This is a genomic window from Pantoea sp. Cr_R13, assembly GCF_029222565.1.
Lineage (GTDB): Bacteria > Pseudomonadota > Gammaproteobacteria > Enterobacterales > Enterobacteriaceae > Pantoea > Pantoea eucalypti.
The window spans coordinates 282,838-302,391 of record NZ_JARHXL010000018.1 but is presented as its reverse complement, the minus strand read 5'-3'; the positions used below and the strand labels follow the sequence as shown (position 1 = coordinate 302,391).

Annotated in this window: 21 protein-coding genes and 1 tRNA gene; 10 read left to right on the top strand and 12 right to left on the bottom strand. The window is 50.1% G+C overall.

Annotated features, from left to right (window positions below; genetic code table 11):
- Positions 1–59 precede the first annotated feature (59 nt).
- Complete coding sequence (locus P2R09_RS18355; protein ID WP_275771818.1) at positions 60–1,631, bottom strand: ABC transporter substrate-binding protein; 1,572 nt, start codon at positions 1,629–1,631, stop codon at positions 60–62.
- Positions 1,632–2,320: 689 nt separating this feature from the next.
- On the opposite strand from P2R09_RS18355, the gene P2R09_RS18350 reads away from it, so the two are divergent.
- The 3 genes from P2R09_RS18350 to P2R09_RS18340 are packed head-to-tail and all read left to right on the top strand — an operon-like array spanning position 2,321 to position 6,122.
- Positions 2,321–3,049 carry a gluconate 2-dehydrogenase subunit 3 family protein gene (locus P2R09_RS18350; protein ID WP_275771816.1) on the top strand — a complete coding sequence of 243 codons (729 nt, stop codon included), beginning with the start codon at positions 2,321–2,323 and terminating at the stop codon, positions 3,047–3,049.
- A gap of 36 nt (positions 3,050–3,085) precedes the next feature.
- Positions 3,086–4,855 carry a GMC family oxidoreductase gene (locus tag P2R09_RS18345; RefSeq protein ID WP_008925471.1) on the top strand — a complete coding sequence of 590 codons (1,770 nt, stop codon included), beginning with the start codon at positions 3,086–3,088 and terminating at the stop codon, positions 4,853–4,855.
- A 4-nt stretch (positions 4,856–4,859) separates the two neighbouring features.
- A complete protein-coding gene (locus P2R09_RS18340; protein ID WP_275771813.1) occupies positions 4,860–6,122 on the top strand; it encodes a cytochrome c in 1,263 nt (420 codons plus the stop codon).
- Between the two features lie 43 nt (positions 6,123–6,165).
- On the opposite strand, the gene P2R09_RS18335 is transcribed toward P2R09_RS18340, so the two are convergent.
- The 7 genes from P2R09_RS18335 to P2R09_RS18305 all read right to left on the bottom strand — a co-directional run bounded on the left by P2R09_RS18335 (position 6,166) and on the right by P2R09_RS18305 (position 11,208).
- A complete protein-coding gene (locus P2R09_RS18335; protein ID WP_003850965.1) occupies positions 6,166–6,834 on the bottom strand; it encodes a MarC family NAAT transporter in 669 nt (222 codons plus the stop codon).
- Between the two features lie 15 nt (positions 6,835–6,849).
- Positions 6,850–7,485, bottom strand: coding sequence for a hypothetical protein (locus P2R09_RS18330; RefSeq protein WP_003850964.1), 636 nt, complete (start codon positions 7,483–7,485; stop codon positions 6,850–6,852).
- Positions 7,486–7,615: 130 nt separating this feature from the next.
- Positions 7,616–8,125 carry a DUF2501 domain-containing protein gene (locus P2R09_RS18325; protein WP_105099515.1) on the bottom strand — a complete coding sequence of 170 codons (510 nt, stop codon included), beginning with the start codon at positions 8,123–8,125 and terminating at the stop codon, positions 7,616–7,618.
- Positions 8,126–8,673: 548 nt separating this feature from the next.
- On the bottom strand, positions 8,674–8,883 hold the full coding sequence (locus tag P2R09_RS18320; protein WP_008925474.1) for a hypothetical protein: 210 nt from the start codon (positions 8,881–8,883) through the stop codon (positions 8,674–8,676).
- The gene (locus P2R09_RS18315; protein ID WP_275771808.1) at positions 8,864–9,142 is read right to left on the bottom strand and encodes a hypothetical protein; all 279 of its coding nucleotides are present in this window, start codon (positions 9,140–9,142) and stop codon (positions 8,864–8,866) included. Before P2R09_RS18315 ends, P2R09_RS18320 begins: the two co-directional genes overlap by 20 nt.
- Positions 9,143–9,523: 381 nt before the next feature.
- On the bottom strand, positions 9,524–10,198 hold the full coding sequence (locus tag P2R09_RS18310) for a class I SAM-dependent methyltransferase (protein WP_003850952.1): 675 nt from the start codon (positions 10,196–10,198) through the stop codon (positions 9,524–9,526).
- The gene (locus P2R09_RS18305; protein WP_003850950.1) at positions 10,195–11,208 is read right to left on the bottom strand and encodes an HNH endonuclease domain-containing protein; all 1,014 of its coding nucleotides are present in this window, start codon (positions 11,206–11,208) and stop codon (positions 10,195–10,197) included. The genes P2R09_RS18310 and P2R09_RS18305 overlap by 4 nt, the downstream gene beginning before the upstream one ends.
- 868 nt (positions 11,209–12,076) lie before the next feature.
- Between P2R09_RS18305 and P2R09_RS18300 the strand changes: the two genes are divergently transcribed.
- From P2R09_RS18300 to P2R09_RS18285, 4 genes are all read left to right on the top strand, one after another.
- The gene (locus P2R09_RS18300; RefSeq protein ID WP_003850945.1) at positions 12,077–12,463 is read left to right on the top strand and encodes a hypothetical protein; all 387 of its coding nucleotides are present in this window, start codon (positions 12,077–12,079) and stop codon (positions 12,461–12,463) included.
- A gap of 150 nt (positions 12,464–12,613) precedes the next feature.
- Positions 12,614–13,645 (top strand): DUF1176 domain-containing protein, encoded by a 1,032-nt coding sequence (locus tag P2R09_RS18295; protein WP_078804902.1) that lies wholly within the window; start codon positions 12,614–12,616, stop codon positions 13,643–13,645.
- A 122-nt stretch (positions 13,646–13,767) separates the two neighbouring features.
- Positions 13,768–13,852, top strand: a tRNA-Leu gene (locus P2R09_RS18290).
- A 487-nt stretch (positions 13,853–14,339) separates the two neighbouring features.
- The gene (locus tag P2R09_RS18285) at positions 14,340–14,873 is read left to right on the top strand and encodes a hypothetical protein (protein WP_267412496.1); all 534 of its coding nucleotides are present in this window, start codon (positions 14,340–14,342) and stop codon (positions 14,871–14,873) included.
- Between the two features lie 63 nt (positions 14,874–14,936).
- On the opposite strand, the gene P2R09_RS18280 is transcribed toward P2R09_RS18285, so the two are convergent.
- The 4 genes from P2R09_RS18280 to P2R09_RS18265 all read right to left on the bottom strand — a co-directional run bounded on the left by P2R09_RS18280 (position 14,937) and on the right by P2R09_RS18265 (position 16,760).
- A complete protein-coding gene (locus tag P2R09_RS18280) occupies positions 14,937–15,143 on the bottom strand; it encodes a hypothetical protein (RefSeq protein WP_008925479.1) in 207 nt (68 codons plus the stop codon).
- Positions 15,144–15,354: 211 nt separating this feature from the next.
- Positions 15,355–15,615, bottom strand: coding sequence for a hypothetical protein (locus tag P2R09_RS18275; RefSeq protein WP_267412497.1), 261 nt, complete (start codon positions 15,613–15,615; stop codon positions 15,355–15,357).
- A 67-nt stretch (positions 15,616–15,682) separates the two neighbouring features.
- Complete coding sequence (locus P2R09_RS18270) at positions 15,683–16,057, bottom strand: hypothetical protein (protein WP_275771803.1); 375 nt, start codon at positions 16,055–16,057, stop codon at positions 15,683–15,685.
- A gap of 145 nt (positions 16,058–16,202) precedes the next feature.
- On the bottom strand, positions 16,203–16,760 hold the full coding sequence (locus tag P2R09_RS18265; RefSeq protein ID WP_275771801.1) for a tyrosine-type recombinase/integrase: 558 nt from the start codon (positions 16,758–16,760) through the stop codon (positions 16,203–16,205).
- A gap of 1,577 nt (positions 16,761–18,337) precedes the next feature.
- On the opposite strand from P2R09_RS18265, the gene P2R09_RS18260 reads away from it, so the two are divergent.
- The 3 genes from P2R09_RS18260 (at position 18,338) to P2R09_RS18250 (ending at position 19,524) form a co-directional block, all read left to right on the top strand.
- Positions 18,338–18,559, top strand: coding sequence for a hypothetical protein (locus P2R09_RS18260; protein WP_275771799.1), 222 nt, complete (start codon positions 18,338–18,340; stop codon positions 18,557–18,559).
- 61 nt (positions 18,560–18,620) lie between these two features.
- Positions 18,621–19,202 carry a helix-turn-helix domain-containing protein gene (locus tag P2R09_RS18255; RefSeq protein WP_275771797.1) on the top strand — a complete coding sequence of 194 codons (582 nt, stop codon included), beginning with the start codon at positions 18,621–18,623 and terminating at the stop codon, positions 19,200–19,202.
- A gap of 16 nt (positions 19,203–19,218) precedes the next feature.
- Positions 19,219–19,524, top strand: coding sequence for a hypothetical protein (locus P2R09_RS18250; RefSeq protein WP_275771795.1), 306 nt, complete (start codon positions 19,219–19,221; stop codon positions 19,522–19,524).
- Positions 19,525–19,554: the final 30 nt, after the last annotated feature.

Below are 19,554 nucleotides of genomic sequence, written 5' to 3'. Positions count from 1 at the left end.
GGAGAACTATTCACCAAAAAAGGCCGCGGCTGCGTGAAGCAACGGCCTCAAACCAGGACTTACTTCTGCACCTCTTCAAAATTCAGCAGACTGACACCGATGCCCTGCTGCAGGTGATTAAGGTTGCTGCGCACCGCCACCTGGACGGCACCCTGTAGCAGCACAACAAACGGCGAATCCTGCTGAATGCGGGTTTGCAGCCTGGTGTAGAGGTTGCGACGTTTCACGATTTCGCTCTCTCCGGCGGCAGCGCGGGTCTGGGCGCTGAGTTCCGGAATGGACCAGCCGACGCGCCACGCCAGGGTTTTGCCGCCGCTTGGCACGTTAGAGGCAAAGGTGCTGGCATTCGTGTTAGGGTCGATATAGTCCGCGCCCCAGTAGGTGAAGATTGCCTGAAAGTCGCGGCTGCGCATTTTGCTCCACAGCTCTGATTCCGCCACCGGCTGGATATCGAGATTCACATCCGCTTTGGCAAAACTCGCCTGCAGTGCCTGCGCTACATCAATATAGGGCGGCTGGTTCACTACCGTGAGCGCGATATGCGTGCCGGGTTTAATGCCGCCTTTTTGCAATATTGCCTGCGCCTTTTTCAGATCGTAATGGAACGGCGTGCTGTTCAGCGCACCGTCAAAGCCGTCCGGCAGGAAGCTTTGATGGATGCGGTACTGACCTTTCAACAGCTGGTTTGCCAGGCTGTCATAGTCAACCAGCCAGCGTGCCGCCTGCCATAGCGCCGGATTCCCCAGCGCCGGTTGCTGCGGACTTTGGGTGTTAAAGCCAAGGTAATAGATCAGGCTGGACGGAAAAGCATCGACCCGCACATTGGCGGTATTTTTCAGTGCGGCAATTTGATCCGGACCGAGCTGACAGGCGACATCCACATCACCCTGCTGGATCAGCAGACGCCGGGAGCCGGGATCGGCCACACCTTTCAGTAATACACGCTTCAGATGCGGCTTCTGCGTGCTGTGGGGGTTGGCCTCCAGCACCAGCGCCTGCAGCGGCATGAACTGTTTTATGGCATAAGCCGCACTGCCAGCTGAGTGGTTCTTCAGCCAGGCATTGCCGTAATCGTTGCTGCTGGCGTGTTCCTGCGCCAGCTTACTGTCGACGATGGAGGCGACCGGCGCGGTCAGCAGGCGCAGCGCCAGATCGCTGCCGATCTCTGCGGGCCAGCGCAGCTCAAACTGGTGGTCATTGATCACCGTGAATTGCTGATCGATATTTTCCGGCGTCCAGCCAAACTCGCCCAGGATAAAAGAGGGCGCTTTGTTGAGTTTTACCGCACGGGTTAATGAGAAGACCACATCCTGCGCGGTGACCGGATTACCGCTGGCGAAACGAGCCTGCAGGTTGAGGTCAAACACCAGGCTGTGGGGCGTTTTCCCGGCCTGCCAGCGTGTGGCGGCCAGTGGCGAGAGCTTCTGCGGGTTCTGATGATCCGGCTCAAGCAGCGTCTGGTAGATATTGCGCAGGCTGCTATTACTGACGGTTTCAAAACTTTCCGCCGGATCGAAACTGATAATGCCATCAAGTGGCACAGCGACCACTAAAGTGTCAGCAGGCGTGGCGGCATGTGCCGGGTGAACCAGTGCCAGAGCAGAAACCAGTGACAAGAGTGTTTTGCGCATTGAGCGTTATCCTGAGCCGTTGTTTTCTCTACTCTATCGGGCGCCTGATAATCTCAAAATGCCGGTTTGTTATGAGCTTTGCACAAATATTTGCGTAGCGATTTGGGCAAAGAGACAAAATAAGATAGTGTCTGTCAGTAATTATTTCGTCTTTATTTTAAAATGCACAAAATTAACACGCTTTTACTCATGCGATCACAAATTGCGCACTGTCTGATTGTGCGGCTGATAAAGCCACTATAGTGTTAGCGATAAGAAACGCTTTTCTTGTATGGAAGTATGATTTTTTTTTATCGGTTAGCAGACGTGATGATGACAGAGCGAAAATAACACCCTCCATTCTGCCTCGTAACAGCCAAATGCCCGATGTTTATGCGGTTTTATCCCCGATTCCTGCAATGTAAATCTTTTACCTCTTGATAACCCTTCTGCAACACCATGATAAACTTTCACTTCGACATCTTTTTAATTCAATTTTTACATTCAGAAATATTTATATCCCTAATATTGCCAGGTTATTAACCGATAAGTTCCGTTAGTCACCGAACCATAATTTTACCCGCCCTTGTCTGTTTTGCCGTCGTCAGTGCTGTATGCATTTATCTCTGTGGAGAGTTTCCTGACTCTATTCAGCCTTTCAGCGACATAACAAATTAAACGGGTATTTAGCAGATGAGAGTCGTGCGGATATGCTTTTAGAAAAACCCACCACCAGGCGTAAATTTTTGCTCGGTTCACTGCTGGCGTTGCCATTAAGTGAGCTGGTCCTGAAAGGCATGACTGCGGCACAGGCTGCAGAGATGGCTGCACCCGAGTTAACCGATTACAAACCGATCTTTTTCAGCGCCGATGAGTGGCAATTCATTCTGGCTGCTACCGACCGCCTGATTCCGGCGGGCGGCAAAGGCAAAGCGCCGGGCGCGCTGGAAACCAACGTGCCAATCTTTATCGATCAGCAGCTGCACAGCGAGGCGTTTGGCAGCGAAATCTACCTGCAGGGGCCTTTTAATACCCAGGCGCCGGCCACCATGGGTTATCAGATTCCGTTCCGCCCACAGCAGATGTATCAGACCGGTATCCGGCTGATTAATCAGTGGTCGCAGAACACACATCAGAAAGCGTTTCATGCACTGACGCTGGAAGAGAAAGATGCGGTGCTGACCCAGGTCAACAAAAACGAGATCGATTATGCCGCGCTGGGCGAAGCCGATCTTAAACCTTCCCATTTCTTCAGCCAGCTGCTTTCAGATACCAAGCATGGCTACCTGGCCGACCCGATGTACGGCGGTAATAAAGGCATGAAAGCCTGGATCGCCATCGGATTCCCGGGCGCGCGTGCCAGCTTCACCGAATGGGTGAAACAGCACAACGTGCCTTATCCGCTGGGCCCGGTCAGCATCAAAGGTGAACGCGCATAACGCGCTTCCACATCAGGTATTTGAAACAGGATTATCATGGCACAGGTTACTAAAAAAGAAGTCGACGTCGTGGTCTGCGGCCTCGGCTGGGCAGGCTCGCTGATGAGCATCGAGCTGGCGCTGGCCGGTCTGGACGTGCGCGCGCTGGAGCGTGGCGGCGATCGTGATTACGACGAGTTCGCCTATCCAAAACCGGCGGATGAATACGCCTATGCAGTGCGCAACAAAGTGTTTGCAACGCCCGCCGAAGTGGCGGTCACCGTACGCTACAACAGCAGCCAGACCGCATTACCCACCCGTAAATGGGGCGCGTTTGCACCGGGCACCGGCGTAGGTGGTTCTGGCCTGCACTGGACAGCGGTACTGATCCGTCCGACGCCAACCGATATCAAACTGAAGACCTATGTCGACGAGGCGTATAAGCCGGGCATTCTGCAGGATGATATGCGGGTAATGGACTTCCCGTTCAGCTGGGAAGAGATCGAACCTTATTACTACAAATTCGAACTGATTTGCGGCCAGTCGGGCAACACCGGCAACCTGCGCGGCAAAATCATGGAAGGCGGCGATCCGTTTGAAGGCCCGCGCTCTGAGCCTTATCCGCTGCCTGCACTGGATGACACGTTAAACAACGTAATGTTCAAAGAGGTGGCGACCAAACTCGGTTACCATCCGTTCCCGAACCCGTCAGCCTGTGTGTCGCGTGCATGGAAAAACCCGTACGGCAACCAGATCGCCCCATGCAACTACTGCGGCTACTGCAGTAAATATCCCTGCCTGAACTATTCCAAAGCATCGCCGCAGACCGCAGTCATGGATTCGCTGAAGCGCATGCCGAACTTCTCGTATGAAGTCAACGCAGAAGTGATCAAGGTGGTGCTGAACGATGATAAGAAAACCGCGAAAGGCGTGATCTACATCGATGCGCAGGGCAACGAGTGCTTCCAGCCCGCGAAAATTGTGGTGCTGAGCAGCTTCCAGCTCTACAACGTGCGTCTGATGCTGCTCTCCGGCATCGGCAAGCCTTACAACCCGATTACCGAAGAGGGCGTGGTAGGGCGTAACTACGCGTTCCTGTCGAACGGCGGCGCGACGCTGTTCTTCAAAGATAAAAACTTCAATCCGTACGCCACCGCGGGTGCCACCGGCCAGATGTTTAACGATATCTCGCCAGGCAACTTCGACGGTCCTTCGCTCGGCTTCCTGGGCGGTGCGAAGATCCACAGTTCCCAGGCGACCGGTACGCCAATCAGCACCGCGCTGCCAAAAGGCACGCCATCCTGGGGCATGGGTTACAAGGAAGGCCTGGAAGAGTGGTACGGTCATTCGATGAAGATCAGCATCACCACCACCTGTCAGTCTTACCGCGATATCTATCTGGATCTCGATCCCAACTACAACGATCACCGTGGGCTGCCACTGCTGCGCATGACGTTTAACTGGAAAGAGAACGAGCTGAAGCTGCAGCAGCATCTGAAAGGCATCGTCGGCAACATCGCCAAAGAGCTGAACCCGGACAGCATGAGCATGAGCTTCCTGCCGATGGGCGCGGACTTCGATCTCACTAAATATGTCTCTACCCACAATGTGGGCGGCGCAGTGATGGGCGATAACCCGAAAACTTCTGCACTCAACAAGTATCTGCAGAGCTGGGATGTGCATAACGTCTTTGTGCCGGGCGGTAATGCCTTCCCGCAGAACTTCCAGGCGAACCCGACCGATACCATCGGTGCAATTACCCTGATGGCGGCGCAGGCGATCAAAGACCACTACCTGAAAAACCCCGGCCCACTGGTACAGGCATAAGCGCATGAATAAGCTGAAACTGAAGTCTTTTATTTTTGCCAACGCGGTGCTGCTGGCCAGCGGATTTGCGCTGCCTGCTCACGCCGAAGATGAAGCGCAACTGATTAAGCAGGGCGAATATCTCTCCCGGCTGGGCGACTGCATGGCGTGCCACTCACTGCCCGGCAAGCCTGCCTATTCGGGTGGACTGGCGATTGAGTCGAACCTTGGCACCATCTTCTCCACCAACATCACGCCCGATAAGCAGCACGGTATCGGCAACTACAGCGAGCAGCAGTTCTCTGACGCGGTGCGCAAGGGAGTGTTACCGGATGGATCGCATCTCTATCCGGCGATGCCATACCCTGATTACGCCAAAATCAGTGATGCCGATATCCACGCGCTTTACGTCTACTTCATGAAAGGCGTGCAGCCGAGCGCAGAACAGCCGCCGGAAACCGATCTGAGCTTCCCGTTCAGCCAGCGCTGGGGCATGCGCTTCTGGAACTGGGCGTTCGCGTCAGATAAGCCGTTCCAGCCGATTGGTGGCGCATCAGCCGAGGTTAATCGCGGTGCCTATATCGTGGAGAGTCTGGGCCACTGCGGCAGTTGCCATACGCCGCGCGGTCTGGGCATGAACGAGAAAGCGCTGGACAGCGGTGATGATAAATTTCTGGCAGGCGGCAGCCTGAACAACTGGGATGTGCCGTCACTGCGCGGTGTGCCGCACTGGAGCGAGCAGGAGATCGTGGATTACCTCCAGACCGGCCGTAACGATAAAGCGGCAGTGGGCGGTGAGATGACCTCGGTGGTTGAGCACAGCAGCTCACACATGACCGATGCCGATCTGAAAGCCATCGCGGCCTACCTGAAGTTCCTGGGCGGCAATCCGCCATTGCAGGCGTTCAGCGTGCAGGCGCAGCAGGCAACGGAAGCGAAGCTCACGGCGGCGAAGAACCTCAGCGAAGGGGAGCGTCTCTATCTGGATAACTGCGGTGCCTGTCACTTCGTGACCGGCAAAGGCGCACCCGCGATCTTCCCGGAGCTGGATGGGGCAACCATCGTGAATGCGAAGGATCCAACCGGTCTGATCCATACCATTCTGGCCGGTGCGCAGCAGCCTTCTACGGCGAAAGCACCGTCTACGCTGGCGATGCCGGGCTTTGCCCAGCGTCTGAGCGATGATGAAGTCGCGCAGCTCGCGACTTTTATTCGCCAGGGCTGGAGCAACACCGCGCCAGCGGTGAGTAAAGATCAGGTTACTGAGGTGCGTAAAACGCTGAAGTAATCAGGCAGTCCCCTCTGCCGGTCAGGAGAGGGGACATTCCGGATCAGTGAAAGGTGCGCACCACTTCCAGCACGCCGTTAATGATAAACTGCACGCCCATGCAGACCAGCAAAAATCCCATCAGGCGCGAGATCGCCTCAATGCCGCTTTTGCCCACCAGCTTCATGATGGCTCCCGAACTGCGCAGAGAGATCCAGAGGATCAGGCTCACCAGCAGGAAGGTCAGCACCGGCGCCACGCTAATCACCCAGGCAGGAAAATCAACGCCACTTCTTACCGTCGAGGCTGACGAGATGATCATCGCAATGGTCCCGGGTCCCGCCGTGCTCGGCATCGCCAGTGGCACAAAGGCGATATTCACCGGCTCTTTGGCTTCATCCAGCTCATCCAGTTTCTGCTTTGCTTCAACCGAATGACCCGCAGGCTTGGCCGGAAACAGCATCCGAAAACCGATAAAGGCAACGATCAGCCCACCGGCCATACGCAGGCCCGGTATCGAGATGCCAAAGGTATGCAACACCGCGCTGCCTGCGTACCACGCCACCACCATGATGGCAAAAACATAGATTGACGCCTGGCGCGCCTGCCGGTTCCGCTGCTGGTAATTCATATCACCCGCCAGCCCTAAAAACAGCGCCACGGTGGTGAGTGGATTGGCGAGCGGCAGGATCACGACAAGCCCCAGACTAACGGCTTTAATCAGCTCCAGCATGTCTGCACTCCCTGATTAGTGTTTCGGGCGCTCCAGCGCCTCAAGCAGCTCCGGGAAGAAGTCCTGCAGGATTTCCGGCGTCATCAGTTCGGGATACTGCATCAGATGTTCGCGGATACGCTCGTTGACGTCCGGCAACAGTCGCTGAGCTGCAGCACTGGCGGTGATTTTGTGCTTCTTCATGGCGCGCAGCAGATCGCCTGGCAGCGTGTCTTCGTCGTCGGCGTCATCGACCATCTCCAGTGCATCGAGCTCGTCGAACATCTCCATCAGTGCTTCAGTCTGCGGCGTGCGCGACTCATATTCACGCGGATGTTCATCTTCCAGGAAGCGCAGCATGGCGCGCATAGGCGTGCCGTCTGGCGTGGACGGCGGCTCGGTGGCGAACCAGCTCAACAGCTGATGCATGGTGACCTGATGGACGCGGAATCCACTGTCGACCAGCTCATCGGCCAGCAGTTCGGCCGTTTCGTTCTCAATCAGGCAGATGTGCGTGCGTTTGGGTTCATACTGCTCCAGCCACTGGTAGATCTCTTCTATCACGCCATCGTCATACTCGAATTTTTTGCTGAGATAGCTGTCATCCTGTTCGTGAACGCAGGCCTGAATCTGATCGGGGTCGAAGTAAAGTGCGATGTTGATGCCTTTCATGCGTGCTGTCCTGTAGAAACCAAAACAACACTATAGCGCTCAACCCCAGGTTATGGGAATGTCAGGCATCACAGCATGGCGGGGTTTAATGCTCCCCTCAGTGCTGCGAGGGGAGAGATGAATAGGGGGATCAGGAGATAAAGTTTTTACCCTGTTTCAGTACCACGTCGCAGGCTTTGGTTTTGAGCTTCTCACCCATGGGTGAGTTGCTCAGGCTTTGCAGATTCAGCTGCTGGCCATTTCCGGTATTCAGCAGGCCTGCCACGCCCTGGGTGTAATCGGTTTTCTGTTCCTGCGCGGTGGTGGTGTTAAGACCGAGCTTGCTCAGCACCTGATCTTTCACCGACTGCACATTGTTTTTCACCACGTTGTGTTCGACGCAATACTGCATCACACCAGCCGCGTTGGTCATGCTGTTGGCGCTGACCGCTTTGTCGCCGCCGCCCAGCATACTGGTAATAGAAGAGAGCGACAGACCGCCATTCTGCTGCGTGGTGCTGGTGGTGCTACCGTTGTTCTGCTGGCTGAGCTGCGACGCTGCACTGCTCAGCTGATCCTGCCAGCTTGCCGCTGATGCACTGCCTGCCACCAGAAGTGCCGCCACGCCCAAAACCCATGCACTGCGTTGTGCCTGCTTCATCTTAACCTCAGTATCTTCTTATTCAGTTTTGCTAAGAGAGGCTGACGAGCAGAAAGTTCCTGAAATTCTGGTTTAAATAGCGCTTTGAGAATGTTCTGTAAATGAGCGGGAGGCATTTGGATGAGTGAGGATAATATTGTTTCGTGATGATTTTTTATTGTTGGGTAATAATCGCGCTTCTGCTGAGAAATTAATTGATATTCTTTTGGAGTTTTTCAGAAGTCGTGTTGGTTGAATGAATTCATCATATCTCTTATTTGAGAGTTCCAATAGTCGATGCTTAAGGTTTGTTAGTATTTATAGGTGAAATTATATTTTTATACCGGGTTGTATTGTGTTTTTATCACGGTGTAAATAACAGGCGTATTAGTGAGCTTAAATTCCGCGAGTAAAATGCGGCTAAGAATTTCTTTATCCTGTCTGACGAACATCACCCTATTCACGTTTTATCGACCCTGTTCCGCAAGAGGCAGGGCAAGGGCCGTAAAGTATCTGGTCTGAACTCACGACGACTTAAGCTGGTTTTCCGGGCACTAAGTCAGTGCAGGTTAATGGCGGTCTGGCTTTTCAGCAATCAGATGAGTCAGGCCATAAACAACCAGTCCCGCGACAAGAACCAGCAGCGGAGCAATGATGCGCATGGCACCTTCGTTCAGCGTGGCTGCCAAAAATATGCCCACGACCATAGCCATTAATACCAGACCGCCAGATAATTCGGCGATGAGCTTACGAAGAAGTCTAATAATTTTCGATAGCATTAATAAATTCTCTGGAGGCCAAGGGGTTTTTACGTAACATTTCACCCATTCTGATGAAGTTCTGCAGGGGTTCTTCAAACATGAAATAGAGCATGTCGTAGTCGTTGACCCGCAGTTTCCGCCACAGTTCAGGGTTTTGCATCTGAAGTCGCCTGGAGGCTTCACAGGCGCGGGAAATGACGCCCTGAGGGTTCGCTCCAGCCCCAGATAAATCCATCGGTACTGAAACCATGCCCGATAAGACTGAGCTGGGGAACATTGTTGCGTCCGTTGCTTTTCCCCGGAAATCGCGTCCATTGATGAATTAACTTTAAAATATTGTAATGGTCATGGCAAATTTTTGGCAGTGCAGGCTGAACTGAAAGGACAGCTGCTAATGATTTTATGTAAAAACTTTCTGTAAAGTTTCTACGGATAACCGTGACCTGTTTTCTTCGATATAGTCACAAAATATCCGTGCTAGCCGGAAAGAAATACAACCCGAGAGAATAAAGTGAACTGTAAACGGGCACCGCTGATACTCGATGCTGAGCATGCAAGATGCAAGAAAGGGCCAACCGCGAGGTTGGCTCTTTTGCGTTTGGGGGCTGGGTGAGTGATTAAGGTTGTAGCAGGAGTCAGGGATTTCCCAGGCCAGCTATCAAATTAAACTTTTCCTGATAATCGCATTCAGCCAGATCTCATTGCTGCGTCCCGCACGTACATCACCGGTCTGCCAGATTTTTGCCGTTTCAAAAGCGAACCTGTTCCCCGTTGCGTCCTTAGATCCAGCCTCTTTTATGATCCCCAGCTTATTTTTAGCCAGGGGGGCCCTGCCGGGAGTATTCATTCCTTCAACCAGTTTCTGAAACCCAGTTACATCCATATCAGTAAATCTGCGCCCGTCCTTTTCCCGTTCGCCGTGACCATGCTTAAAGGAGAGATACCAGACGCCACCAGGCTTTAGCGCTGTGGCCAGCTTTGCCATGACGTCAGGGAGTTCAGTGTGGGAAACATGCAGCACCGATGCGCAGCACCAGATACCGTCATATTTTTCAACCGCATCAACATCCTGAAAGCGCATCTGCGCTACAGGCTTTCCGGACCACTGACGAGCCAGCGCAACCAACTCTGCTGATGCATCGAAGGCTTCGACGTCAAAACCCATTTCACTAAAGGCTTTGACGTCACGACCTGAACCGCAGCCTGCATCAAGAATGCGAGCGCCTGGCGGCAGGTAACCGGTAAATGTCAGGTAAAGCGCAGACATATCCACACTTGCCGTGTCGGTAAAAAACTGTTGAGCGTTCTGACGGTAATAATCTTCGTTGCTCAAAACTGGCTGCCTCCCTGTGCCGCTGGCTGCCACTCGTGGAGCAGGGAAAATTTTGCCGTATCCCAACTGTTTTGCAGGAAGCTGTGCCGTAGTATCGGCGTTGCGCCGGTCTGGCGGAGTAACGTCTCCCGCAATGGCAGATGGCTGTTAATAAAGTATTCGTTTCGATCATGCAGTCGCTGCAGCAGCGCTATTGACGGGATGCGCGCAAACTTACCCTGAGCGCCACGATTACAGGTCTGGCAGGCCAGCACCAGATTCCAGACGCCGTTGAGGTTGCCGATTTGCTCGCTGAGTATCAGCGGCAGAAAGTGATCGACATCCGCCAGGTTCTCTTCGCCGCCCGTCACGCCAATGGCGCGGAAGCAGTAAAAACACAGTCCTTTCTGGTAGCCGTTCAGGCTGCTGCGACAGCTGGTAATATCGACGCGGCGACCACTCTGGCGGCTGAAAAGCATTTTGTCATTATCGTCATAATCAACCGCAATCAGGTTGCGTGAAACATTCATCGCCCAGGCTTCTTCAACCAGCCGCCATCTTGCATCCGTTTCCGCTTCCAGACTGGCGAACTGTTCGTTTTCCGTCAGCTGATAAAAATTATCCGTAAGTCGTATGCCTTTATGACTTCGCCGTTCATCCAGGAAAAAGCGTTTGTCGATCTCGGCATGATTCACATTATGAAAAGCATCGATGACGTTAGCAAAACCGCGCTTAACGGTAATAGCGATTAACTGTTCTTCGTTGATTTCGCCTGCGTTGAATTGCCTGCACGCCTCCAGAAACTCGCTGCTTTTGCTGGTAATCTGCTTTGGCGCATGACGCAGGTGAGCGCACAAATGCCTGACAAAAGGCACGGCCAGCGCTTCCAGCGTAATCAAATCGTTGTCCGGCTGCTTCAGGTCGTATAGCGCATGGGCAAGAGCAAATTTATAGGACGCGACGTTTTTGCCAAAAAGAATAACGCCGCGCCAGTAGTTTTCGAGGCGGGGATCGGCCTGGTAAAAGCGCATGCAGGATCCTGTTTTGCGAGACAGCTCGAGAAATTCATGTAACAGGATCACATAACAAATGCAGGTAAATGTAAACCGTAAAGGTGGGGAGGGATTTGGGAGTTTTTAAAGGCGAGCAGGCGCTGTAAGACAATCAAGACAACATCAGCGTAAGAGATAAGTTGAGGGAGGATGCTCAGGTTAAAACGTTGGGCCATAGCCGGATTTATTCAGGCAACTCAGTTGTGGGGCTGGCGCTCGGCACTGCCTGTCTCTGGCACTCGCCAGACAGATCGTAGTGCACTGAAAGATGAGCTGGCAGGGCAATAAAAACGGATAACGGCGTCATATCTTCTTCGATATAATCAGGAGCTATCCGAACAGATCGGGTCATTTAAATGCATCAGTTTGTTTATTTTATTTTCTCACTGCTGTCGTTAGTTTTCTTCATTTTGCTCATCTGGTATTGCTTCAAGCCTTTGCCCCTCAAAAAAGGGCTCCCTCCTTCTCCAGGCGAGATGAAGAAGATATCGGCTAATACGCCGATATTGAAAAAATTGGGCATGAACACGGAAGATTATTAGTATGACTGCGACTTCCTGTATCAGCAGCGCGAAGGCGAAACGATTTGCAAAGTTCCGCTGAAGAATATTATCAGGATAAAAGTTACCGGAACTGAAGTCAGCAATCGCCGGGTATGGCTTGTTCGTTACGTCACCGGGTCTTATAGCACCGAAAGGGAGTTCAGAGTCCTGAACAACTACACCCTTTTTAATCGGGATTTTGTCGGTTTTCTTGCCGCCGTGAAAGAGGCCAATCCAGCGGCTGAGGTGCAGGAAATGACCTTAGGACGACTGTAAATTGGCAGGATAGCGCGGAGCGCTTTAGCATGAGCAATGATATGGAACCCTCAATGGCGGACGTTATCGCTTTTGTTCGCGAGTTTGCAGGATGTAAACGTGAAACCATCAATGAAAATACCTGGTTGGAAAAGGATCTGGGGATTACCGGCGATGATGGTGTTGAGTTGCTGGAGGAAGCGGAAAAAATTTTCGACGTGAGTTTTTCTACAGAAGAAGAGGATTTCCGTAAGACGTTCTCTCTGAAAGAAAACGAATATCTTTTCCATAGTGAAGGCATCGACTTCTTGGGCATTGTTTATCTTTGCAGACGTCTGCGCGGCATTCCTGCGCCCGTTATCCGCGACCTTTCAGTCGGCCAGTTGCACCGTGTGCTGGTTGAAGCGCGTAACAAAAAAGAGAGAGTTACCCTATAGCTGCATCGCCCAGGAACGTGGCTCAGCCTTTCGTTAAAGCCTGGCGGCAATTAACAATGGCTGTTGGTTTTCTCGCACTCGTGATGTAAGAGTGATACCAGTGCTGATGTCAGAAATAAAACATAAGGAAATAAAGTGAACTGTAAACCGATGCTTTTTGTGCTGGCGATGCTCTCCCTGTCGGCTCAGGCCGCCCAGAGCGGAAAAACGCTTGAGCACAAAGACTGGGAAGTTGTCTGTGATAACACCCTGACCTGCCGCATTGCGGGTTATGGCAAAGAAGAGGATCCCTCCGGCTCCATCCTGCTCACCCGTGCCGCTGGACCTGGAACTGAGACAGTGGGAGAAGTGACGCTGGGCGACACCGAAGATGACAGCGAACCGGCGGAAAAGCTGACGCTCTGGATTAACGGGAAATCAGCAGGTGATCTGGTGGCGGCTGACGACAACTGGCGAATGTCGGCAAGTCAGACCTCAGCGGTCATCAGCGCCGTCAAAGGCAGCGGTAAAGTCGAGTTTAAAGGCGGCACCAAACCATTTCTGCTTTCCGGTGAGGGCGCTTACGCTGTGCTGCTGAAAGCGGACGACGTGCAGGGCCGTATCGGCACGCCAGGTGCGCTTACTAAAAAGGGCAATAAACCGGAAAGCAGCGTGGCTAAGGCTGTGCCTACACCGGTTATTCAGGCGGCTAAAACCCTCGGCGGCGAACCCCGTTTGCTGACCGCTTCGGAAAGCGACGCACTGAAAACCCGGCTGCTTGCAACGGTCAATCACAATGACGATGACACGTGCGACAGCCTCTATTCACCGGCAGAAAACAGCGATCCTGAAACTGACGGACTTACGCTTACGCCACTGGATGATACACATGCTTTGCTTTCATCGCTCTGCTGGCGGGCCGCGTATAACGAAGGCTATGGCTACTGGGTCATTGATAACCAGCTAAAAGGCAAGCCTGAGCTGGTGACCATTTCCGGGTCGGATTACGACAAGGGCGAGATTACCAGCGTGCAGAAAGGCCGTGGCATCGGCGACTGCATGAGCCAGGAAAACTGGGTATGGGATGGCAAGGCTTTCCGCAAAAGTTATGATGGTGGGACCGGCATGTGTCGTTATATCCATGCGGGCGGCACCTGGGATCTGCCGACGCTGGTGACGGATGTGAAGCCTGTTTCGGGTTAAGCCGGTGAACCTGAGATCCAAAAAGACGTTTTTTTCAGCAGTTGCACCTTCGTCTGCGGATAAGGGTTGCGGAAACAGGGGGTAACGGTATAATCCTCAACGTTTTCCGCATACCCTTCAGTGCCGAAGTGGCGAAATCGGTAGACGCAGTTGATTCAAAATCAACCGCCGCGAGGCGTGCCGGTTCGATTCCGGCCTTCGGCACCATTTACACTTTTCTTAGGAAAATCAAGCAGATAGGATGTTTACTCTATCTTTCTTGCTCCTAGAAATTGTCTAAACTCTTTCCCGTATAAAAGCCACTGCGTTTGTTAATGGCTTTGGTATGTTATCACGCTGTGGCAAGTAGTTTCCAGGCTCAACCTTGTACTGCTGTTTCCTTTGAAGCCGGAAGATGTGCCAGCATCTCTAAACCTTATACCAAGACACGATTGATCACACGCATTTAAGCCCGATGTGCGGCCTTATGGCTGCGTAAACAGGTCTATGGTGGTATATGCCCCGGTAGCTACAGATCCGGCTCTGCCAGCGTCTCAGCCACGCTCCTAACGGTACACGGTTATCCTGATAAGGTGTGATCATTCTGGACAATTGATGAAGTCGCTTCGCTCCGCTTGTTGCTATTACCACCAACGGGGCTTTTGTTGTACTATGCCTAAAATTCAATCAATGGATATGTAATTGGTCTCATAATATGGACGAAGTTAAAGTTAAAGCCTTAGAAAACAGTATGATGTGTCTAGCAATATTTTCCCGGTCAATCCACGTCTTTTTTGCCATATATAAACATCTAGATGACTTAGATTCCTACACTGGTGATCTCCATCCGTACAGAACTATCTGTAATGCTTTGCTCGGTGATGCCTGTATAAATTGGTGTAAGGTTTTTGGCTCTGATGCTGAGGGTACTCACTGGAAAAATATTGTTGAGGATCACGCTCATTTGCGGGAAGTATTGTTTTCAGAACTAGGTATTACTGCGAAGGAATTCAATTTATATTGGAAAGAGATGCTTAAATTCAGGAGCAATGTTATTGCTCATTTCAACTCAGAACATTTTGCTAATGGATATACCCCTGAATTTGACACTGCTATTGCATCTGCTTCTATAGCCCATAAATATTTCAGAGAAAGTTTACCTTCATATGTTAACTATGTAGGCCCATCAGACTTGACAAAGTATGGGGCCGATACTGCCAAGGCTGCTATGAGCAGGCTGTTAGTATGATTAGGCGAGTGGATAGCATTAGGGTTTAATGGCTTCCATTGTCTAAAAATAGCTTTTATTTAACTATTCCTTGTTAGCCTTTTTTAAAAGCTTAAGGTGATTGGCGATAGCCTTGGCTATTTCTTCCTTCATCTTTAAGCCCCTAGCGCCACACTCCGCTTTAAACGTCCTGTATAGCTCTAAATCAATCTCAGCGCTGATCTTGAACAGCTTAGCCTTTGCTAATTCGTCTGCCGTGAGCGGGTGATAGTACTCTTTCTTCTGTGTCATTGGCTTACCCTCCAAAGATGTTTAGAGAGAAGGATACAAAAAAGGCCAGCACTATGCCAGCCCTCCAAAATCTATTGAAAACATAGTCTCACAGCTTTCAATAAAAGCATTAATTCATTGAGTGTGGGCTTCTTAAGCTCTTATAAGAACAATAAGCGCGATGAACTGTACCACCAGGAGCACAGCGGTTATCCGCTTAGCCCACATATTCCTAATCAACTGCGACAACCAAGACCGCAGCACACTGTTGCGATAGTTTCTTTTCGACTGTTTCCGAGCGTTGAGCATCTTCATAAAAACATATCCTTTTGTTGTCTGTTTCAAACTCATCTACAAGCTGTAATGTCTTCTGTTGGTAGGCGTTGGCATCGATGGCGAACAGCGCCCCGAGAAGGAACACCAACACCGCACAGCCCGTTACACTCAGCCCCATTAACCCGCCATAAAACGTATGAAGCGCGCAATTCTTCATAACTCAAGCCTCAATAGATCTTAAGATCTTATCTGAAAAGGGAAATCGTAAGATAACCCCGTTCTTGTTACTTGCAGTGGTTCGCGCTGCCCACTGCCGTGCCGCCGTTCTTCAACTTTGAACGGATGTAATAAGCCATTGTGTGATCACCTTTCAGCGGCCCTTTATCCCACACACGGAAGTTACTACCATTAGGCAACTTCACCCACTGATCGCCGTCTGAGAAAGTCACTAGCATTACGGCTGGCAATGTTGAGTATGTATCGCCGTCATACGTAGCCATAAACTTGCACACAGACACGTTAACGATGCTCACTGTAGAAGCTGGAGCTGGAGCCGCCGGAGCCGCTACAGGCGCTGGCACTTGCACATAACGAGTTACACAGCCAGAAAGCAACAGAGAACCAAAAACAGCCAAAGACGCAATAATCTTAACTTTCATCTAATACCCTTTTCATTTCTAAGTTTATAGTTTGGTTTACTTTTACAATCAAAACAACAAGTAATGCAGTTATCATCCTCATTGTTGTTTGGAGGGTATCTCCAGATATTTCTAGCGTTATTGCAACTTCTCTTATGTAAACCCCTTAGATTTCAATGTGTGACACTGCAATGCCTGCACTTTTAGCACTTAGCTTTAGATAAGCTTTGGTACTCTGGAAGTTAGTGTGATTCAGAAGATCGCTAACCTGTGCTAAGTCTCTTGTTTTATCTAGCACCTGTGTAGCGCCATACTTGCGGAAGCTGTGAGCGCTGATTGTTCCTTCAATATCTAACTTTGTTGCCACCTTCTTGATCGACGTTGAGACGTATACGCGGCTTACTGGCGTGTCCTTTTTGCAGCGGTTGCCCTTGCCAGCAAAGATAAACGTGTCTTTGGGGTAGGCCGCACGACGATTAGCCACCATATCCAGGATTGAGGCTGGCAGATTTTCAATCTCCTTTTTCTTCCCTGTCTTCTGCTCTACGATCTTCAACGTACTGCGTTCAAAGTCGCTGTAACGCAGATTGATTGCATCTGACACGCGGAGCAGGCACACAGCCATAACACGACACACATCGGCTACTAAATCGTTTCCTTGCTGCTCCAGTTCTTCAATGATTGCCTTTGTCTCGCTCACTTCTAAAATTGCTGCTGCTTTCATTCTTATTTACTCCTGTGTTGATTTGATAAGTGGGAGGCTACATTGGCCTTAAATAGATGTAAAGATCTTTTTTGGGTATGCGTATAATGACAGCAATGTCGTCTACACTCATTCACCCCCACACCAGGGAGAAGGGAAGATAGCCGCACAAGGATGTGTAATTTATCAAGCGCACTCATTCACTGCTTAGGGGCGAATTTTCCCGCCCCCCTGATCTGACGTTTCAAGCCGATCAAATATCTATCCGAAACTATTTCTTTTGAAATCATTATTGCACAAAAGTGAATAATCAGTGCATAAACGCTGCATAAAGCATCGGTGAGCGCTCCGCTGTTGCACGTAACAAGCGGGAAGCCTTGCTATCACTGGGTTTGTGGTTTCTAGTTTACAGAATCTACATTGTGTTAAGTAGAGAATTGCACCTATCTGGAGGGGGTAGAGTAGTAACGTAAGGTGATTAATGGTGTACTTATGAAACTATAACTATTTAGATACATCTTGCACAGAAAATCAGGTGTTTTTCAGGTAAAAATTAAAACGAGAAAACTCGTTCAGCATAAGTGGGTATTGTGGGGCAAAGTACTTTCATTCTACTTTCACACATTACCCTTAAGCCTTGCTGTGTGCGGCTTTAGCTTGTCATTCCATTTTAACGGGTATTTGTTCGCACAATTTTGTGGTGATAGTGCAGGTGTAGTTATGCCGGACATACCAGATAATAACGGGCTAATATAAGCTTAATTTCAGCTTAATAACAAAGTACCTGTTATGCAGAGCTACCCCTATTACGGGCAATAACCCTATTGCAGACCTCTATTACCCATAATAGCCCTACCTCTATTGCCCGTAACAGACCCACCTCTATTACCGGTGATAGATAATAAGAATAAACATAAGAATAACTATAAGAATAAATCTTTTATTATGATCTTTAGGCGTTACCCGCCAAACAAATCTTTGGCGTAGCCAAATAATCTTACGCTGGCGCGTACCAGGTCAACTAATGGGCCTGCCCTTGTTAGGGTTGGCTGATTGTTCTATCTGTTCAGCTACCCGCTGAAACACTTCCTGATCATCTACTACGTGCAATGCCTACGGCAATAGCGAAGCTATGCACCGTGAGGTAATAACCTGTCACGCTACGCTACCACGTTCAAACCTGCATCTATCCCCATCCAATCAACCAACAAACTAAAGTTTGTCTGTCTCTGTCTGGTGAGTGCAGGCTTTTTACAGGGGAATATGTGCCGCCTGTAAGGTGGAGTACTCCACGGCACAAGATCTTATTGCGTATGCTGCACAGGAAGCGCTGATAGGGTCTTAGAGGTTAATGTGTTCAGGTGATGTGGAAGCGCTTAGGATGCGTTACAGAGCGTTATAGATGAGTGTATAAAGTGCTTGTACTCAGAGGTGGTGTTGTGGTACATTAAACGAGTGAAAAAATATTAAATAAATCAATTGACATTGTAATGATTATGCGTTACAATGAAATTATCAACTAACAAAAGCGCTTTACAATGCACTGTCAGCTAAATAGCTGGACGGTGTTTTTCTATTTCTAAAATAAGGAGCAACCAATGCCAACACGTTTAACTCAAGGCGGGAAGCCTCGTAAATACATCGATTGTAACCACGTATTCATTTTACTAACTAACTCTGTAGACGGCGACAAAGAAGCGTTAAAAGTGATGAATACAGCCAGAGTAGCAGAGCATCGCGGCGATCTAGATTACGGTAAAATGTTACGCCACGGCGTAAACCTTTATCGTGCTAAAAAGCTCGTAGAAGCTAACGAATAATAAGGGAAGGGTAATGTGCAATGAGGAGATTATACAATGCCCACTAACGGAATAAAACACAATGAAACCACACATCCAATTAAGCTACGAGATCTTACTACTGAGCGAGATCGAACATAACGGAAAGTCGCACAGTATCAGCACTAACGCTAAGATAATTTATTCTTACATTGCAGGATTCAGGAACAACAATAGACAGGCTTTTCCTTCTATGGGTGGAATGTCTAAGACGCTCAATCTTGGATCAGAGCAGGTGATCCGCAGGGAAGTTAAGAACCTAGTAGCTATGGGTCTCCTGTCTATTGTAGAGCGCCCTGGTAACAGTCACTTATACGAAGTATTACCGCTACCGTCTGAGAGGCAACAGGAAGCCAAACAAGAGCCTGAACAGGTGCAGGACGTACAAACGCCAGCGCCAGCAGTGGAAGCCGTCACCGAGGCTTATAGCGATGATAATGACATTATCCCCGAACTGATACACGGATACACGCCGCCTGTTAGAGATCTTAAACGTTATAACGTTTTACCTATCCGCACTTCTTCGGATCAGGATGATGCGTTAGAAGAAGCCAAACGCCGCGTAGCAAATAACAAAACACCATTACGCACATACACAAAACAAGAGTGCGAGGAACCATTTTAACTAAAGGAGCAATGACTTGATTTTAAGTAACGAAAGAACAAACCAGAATATTAGCCTATCCCCCCTGCAAGCCCAATTATTCCAGTTTATGCAAGACCAAACCGAACGAGCCAGAAGCCTAGACAACGCTTTAGGTTATTTTGAGTTTACAGTTAAGGCATACCAGGAAAACCACAAAGGCACACAAACTTATCTAAGTACAGCTATTAATAAGCTGATCGATTTTGGTGCTATCCAATACATTCGACGCGGTAACTGTCCGTCTTATGTAAAAGTTAATCAGGGAATAAAGATTGTAGAGGTGGGAAATGTTAACGACTGACAAGAAGTTTTTTATTAAGTATACCGAAGA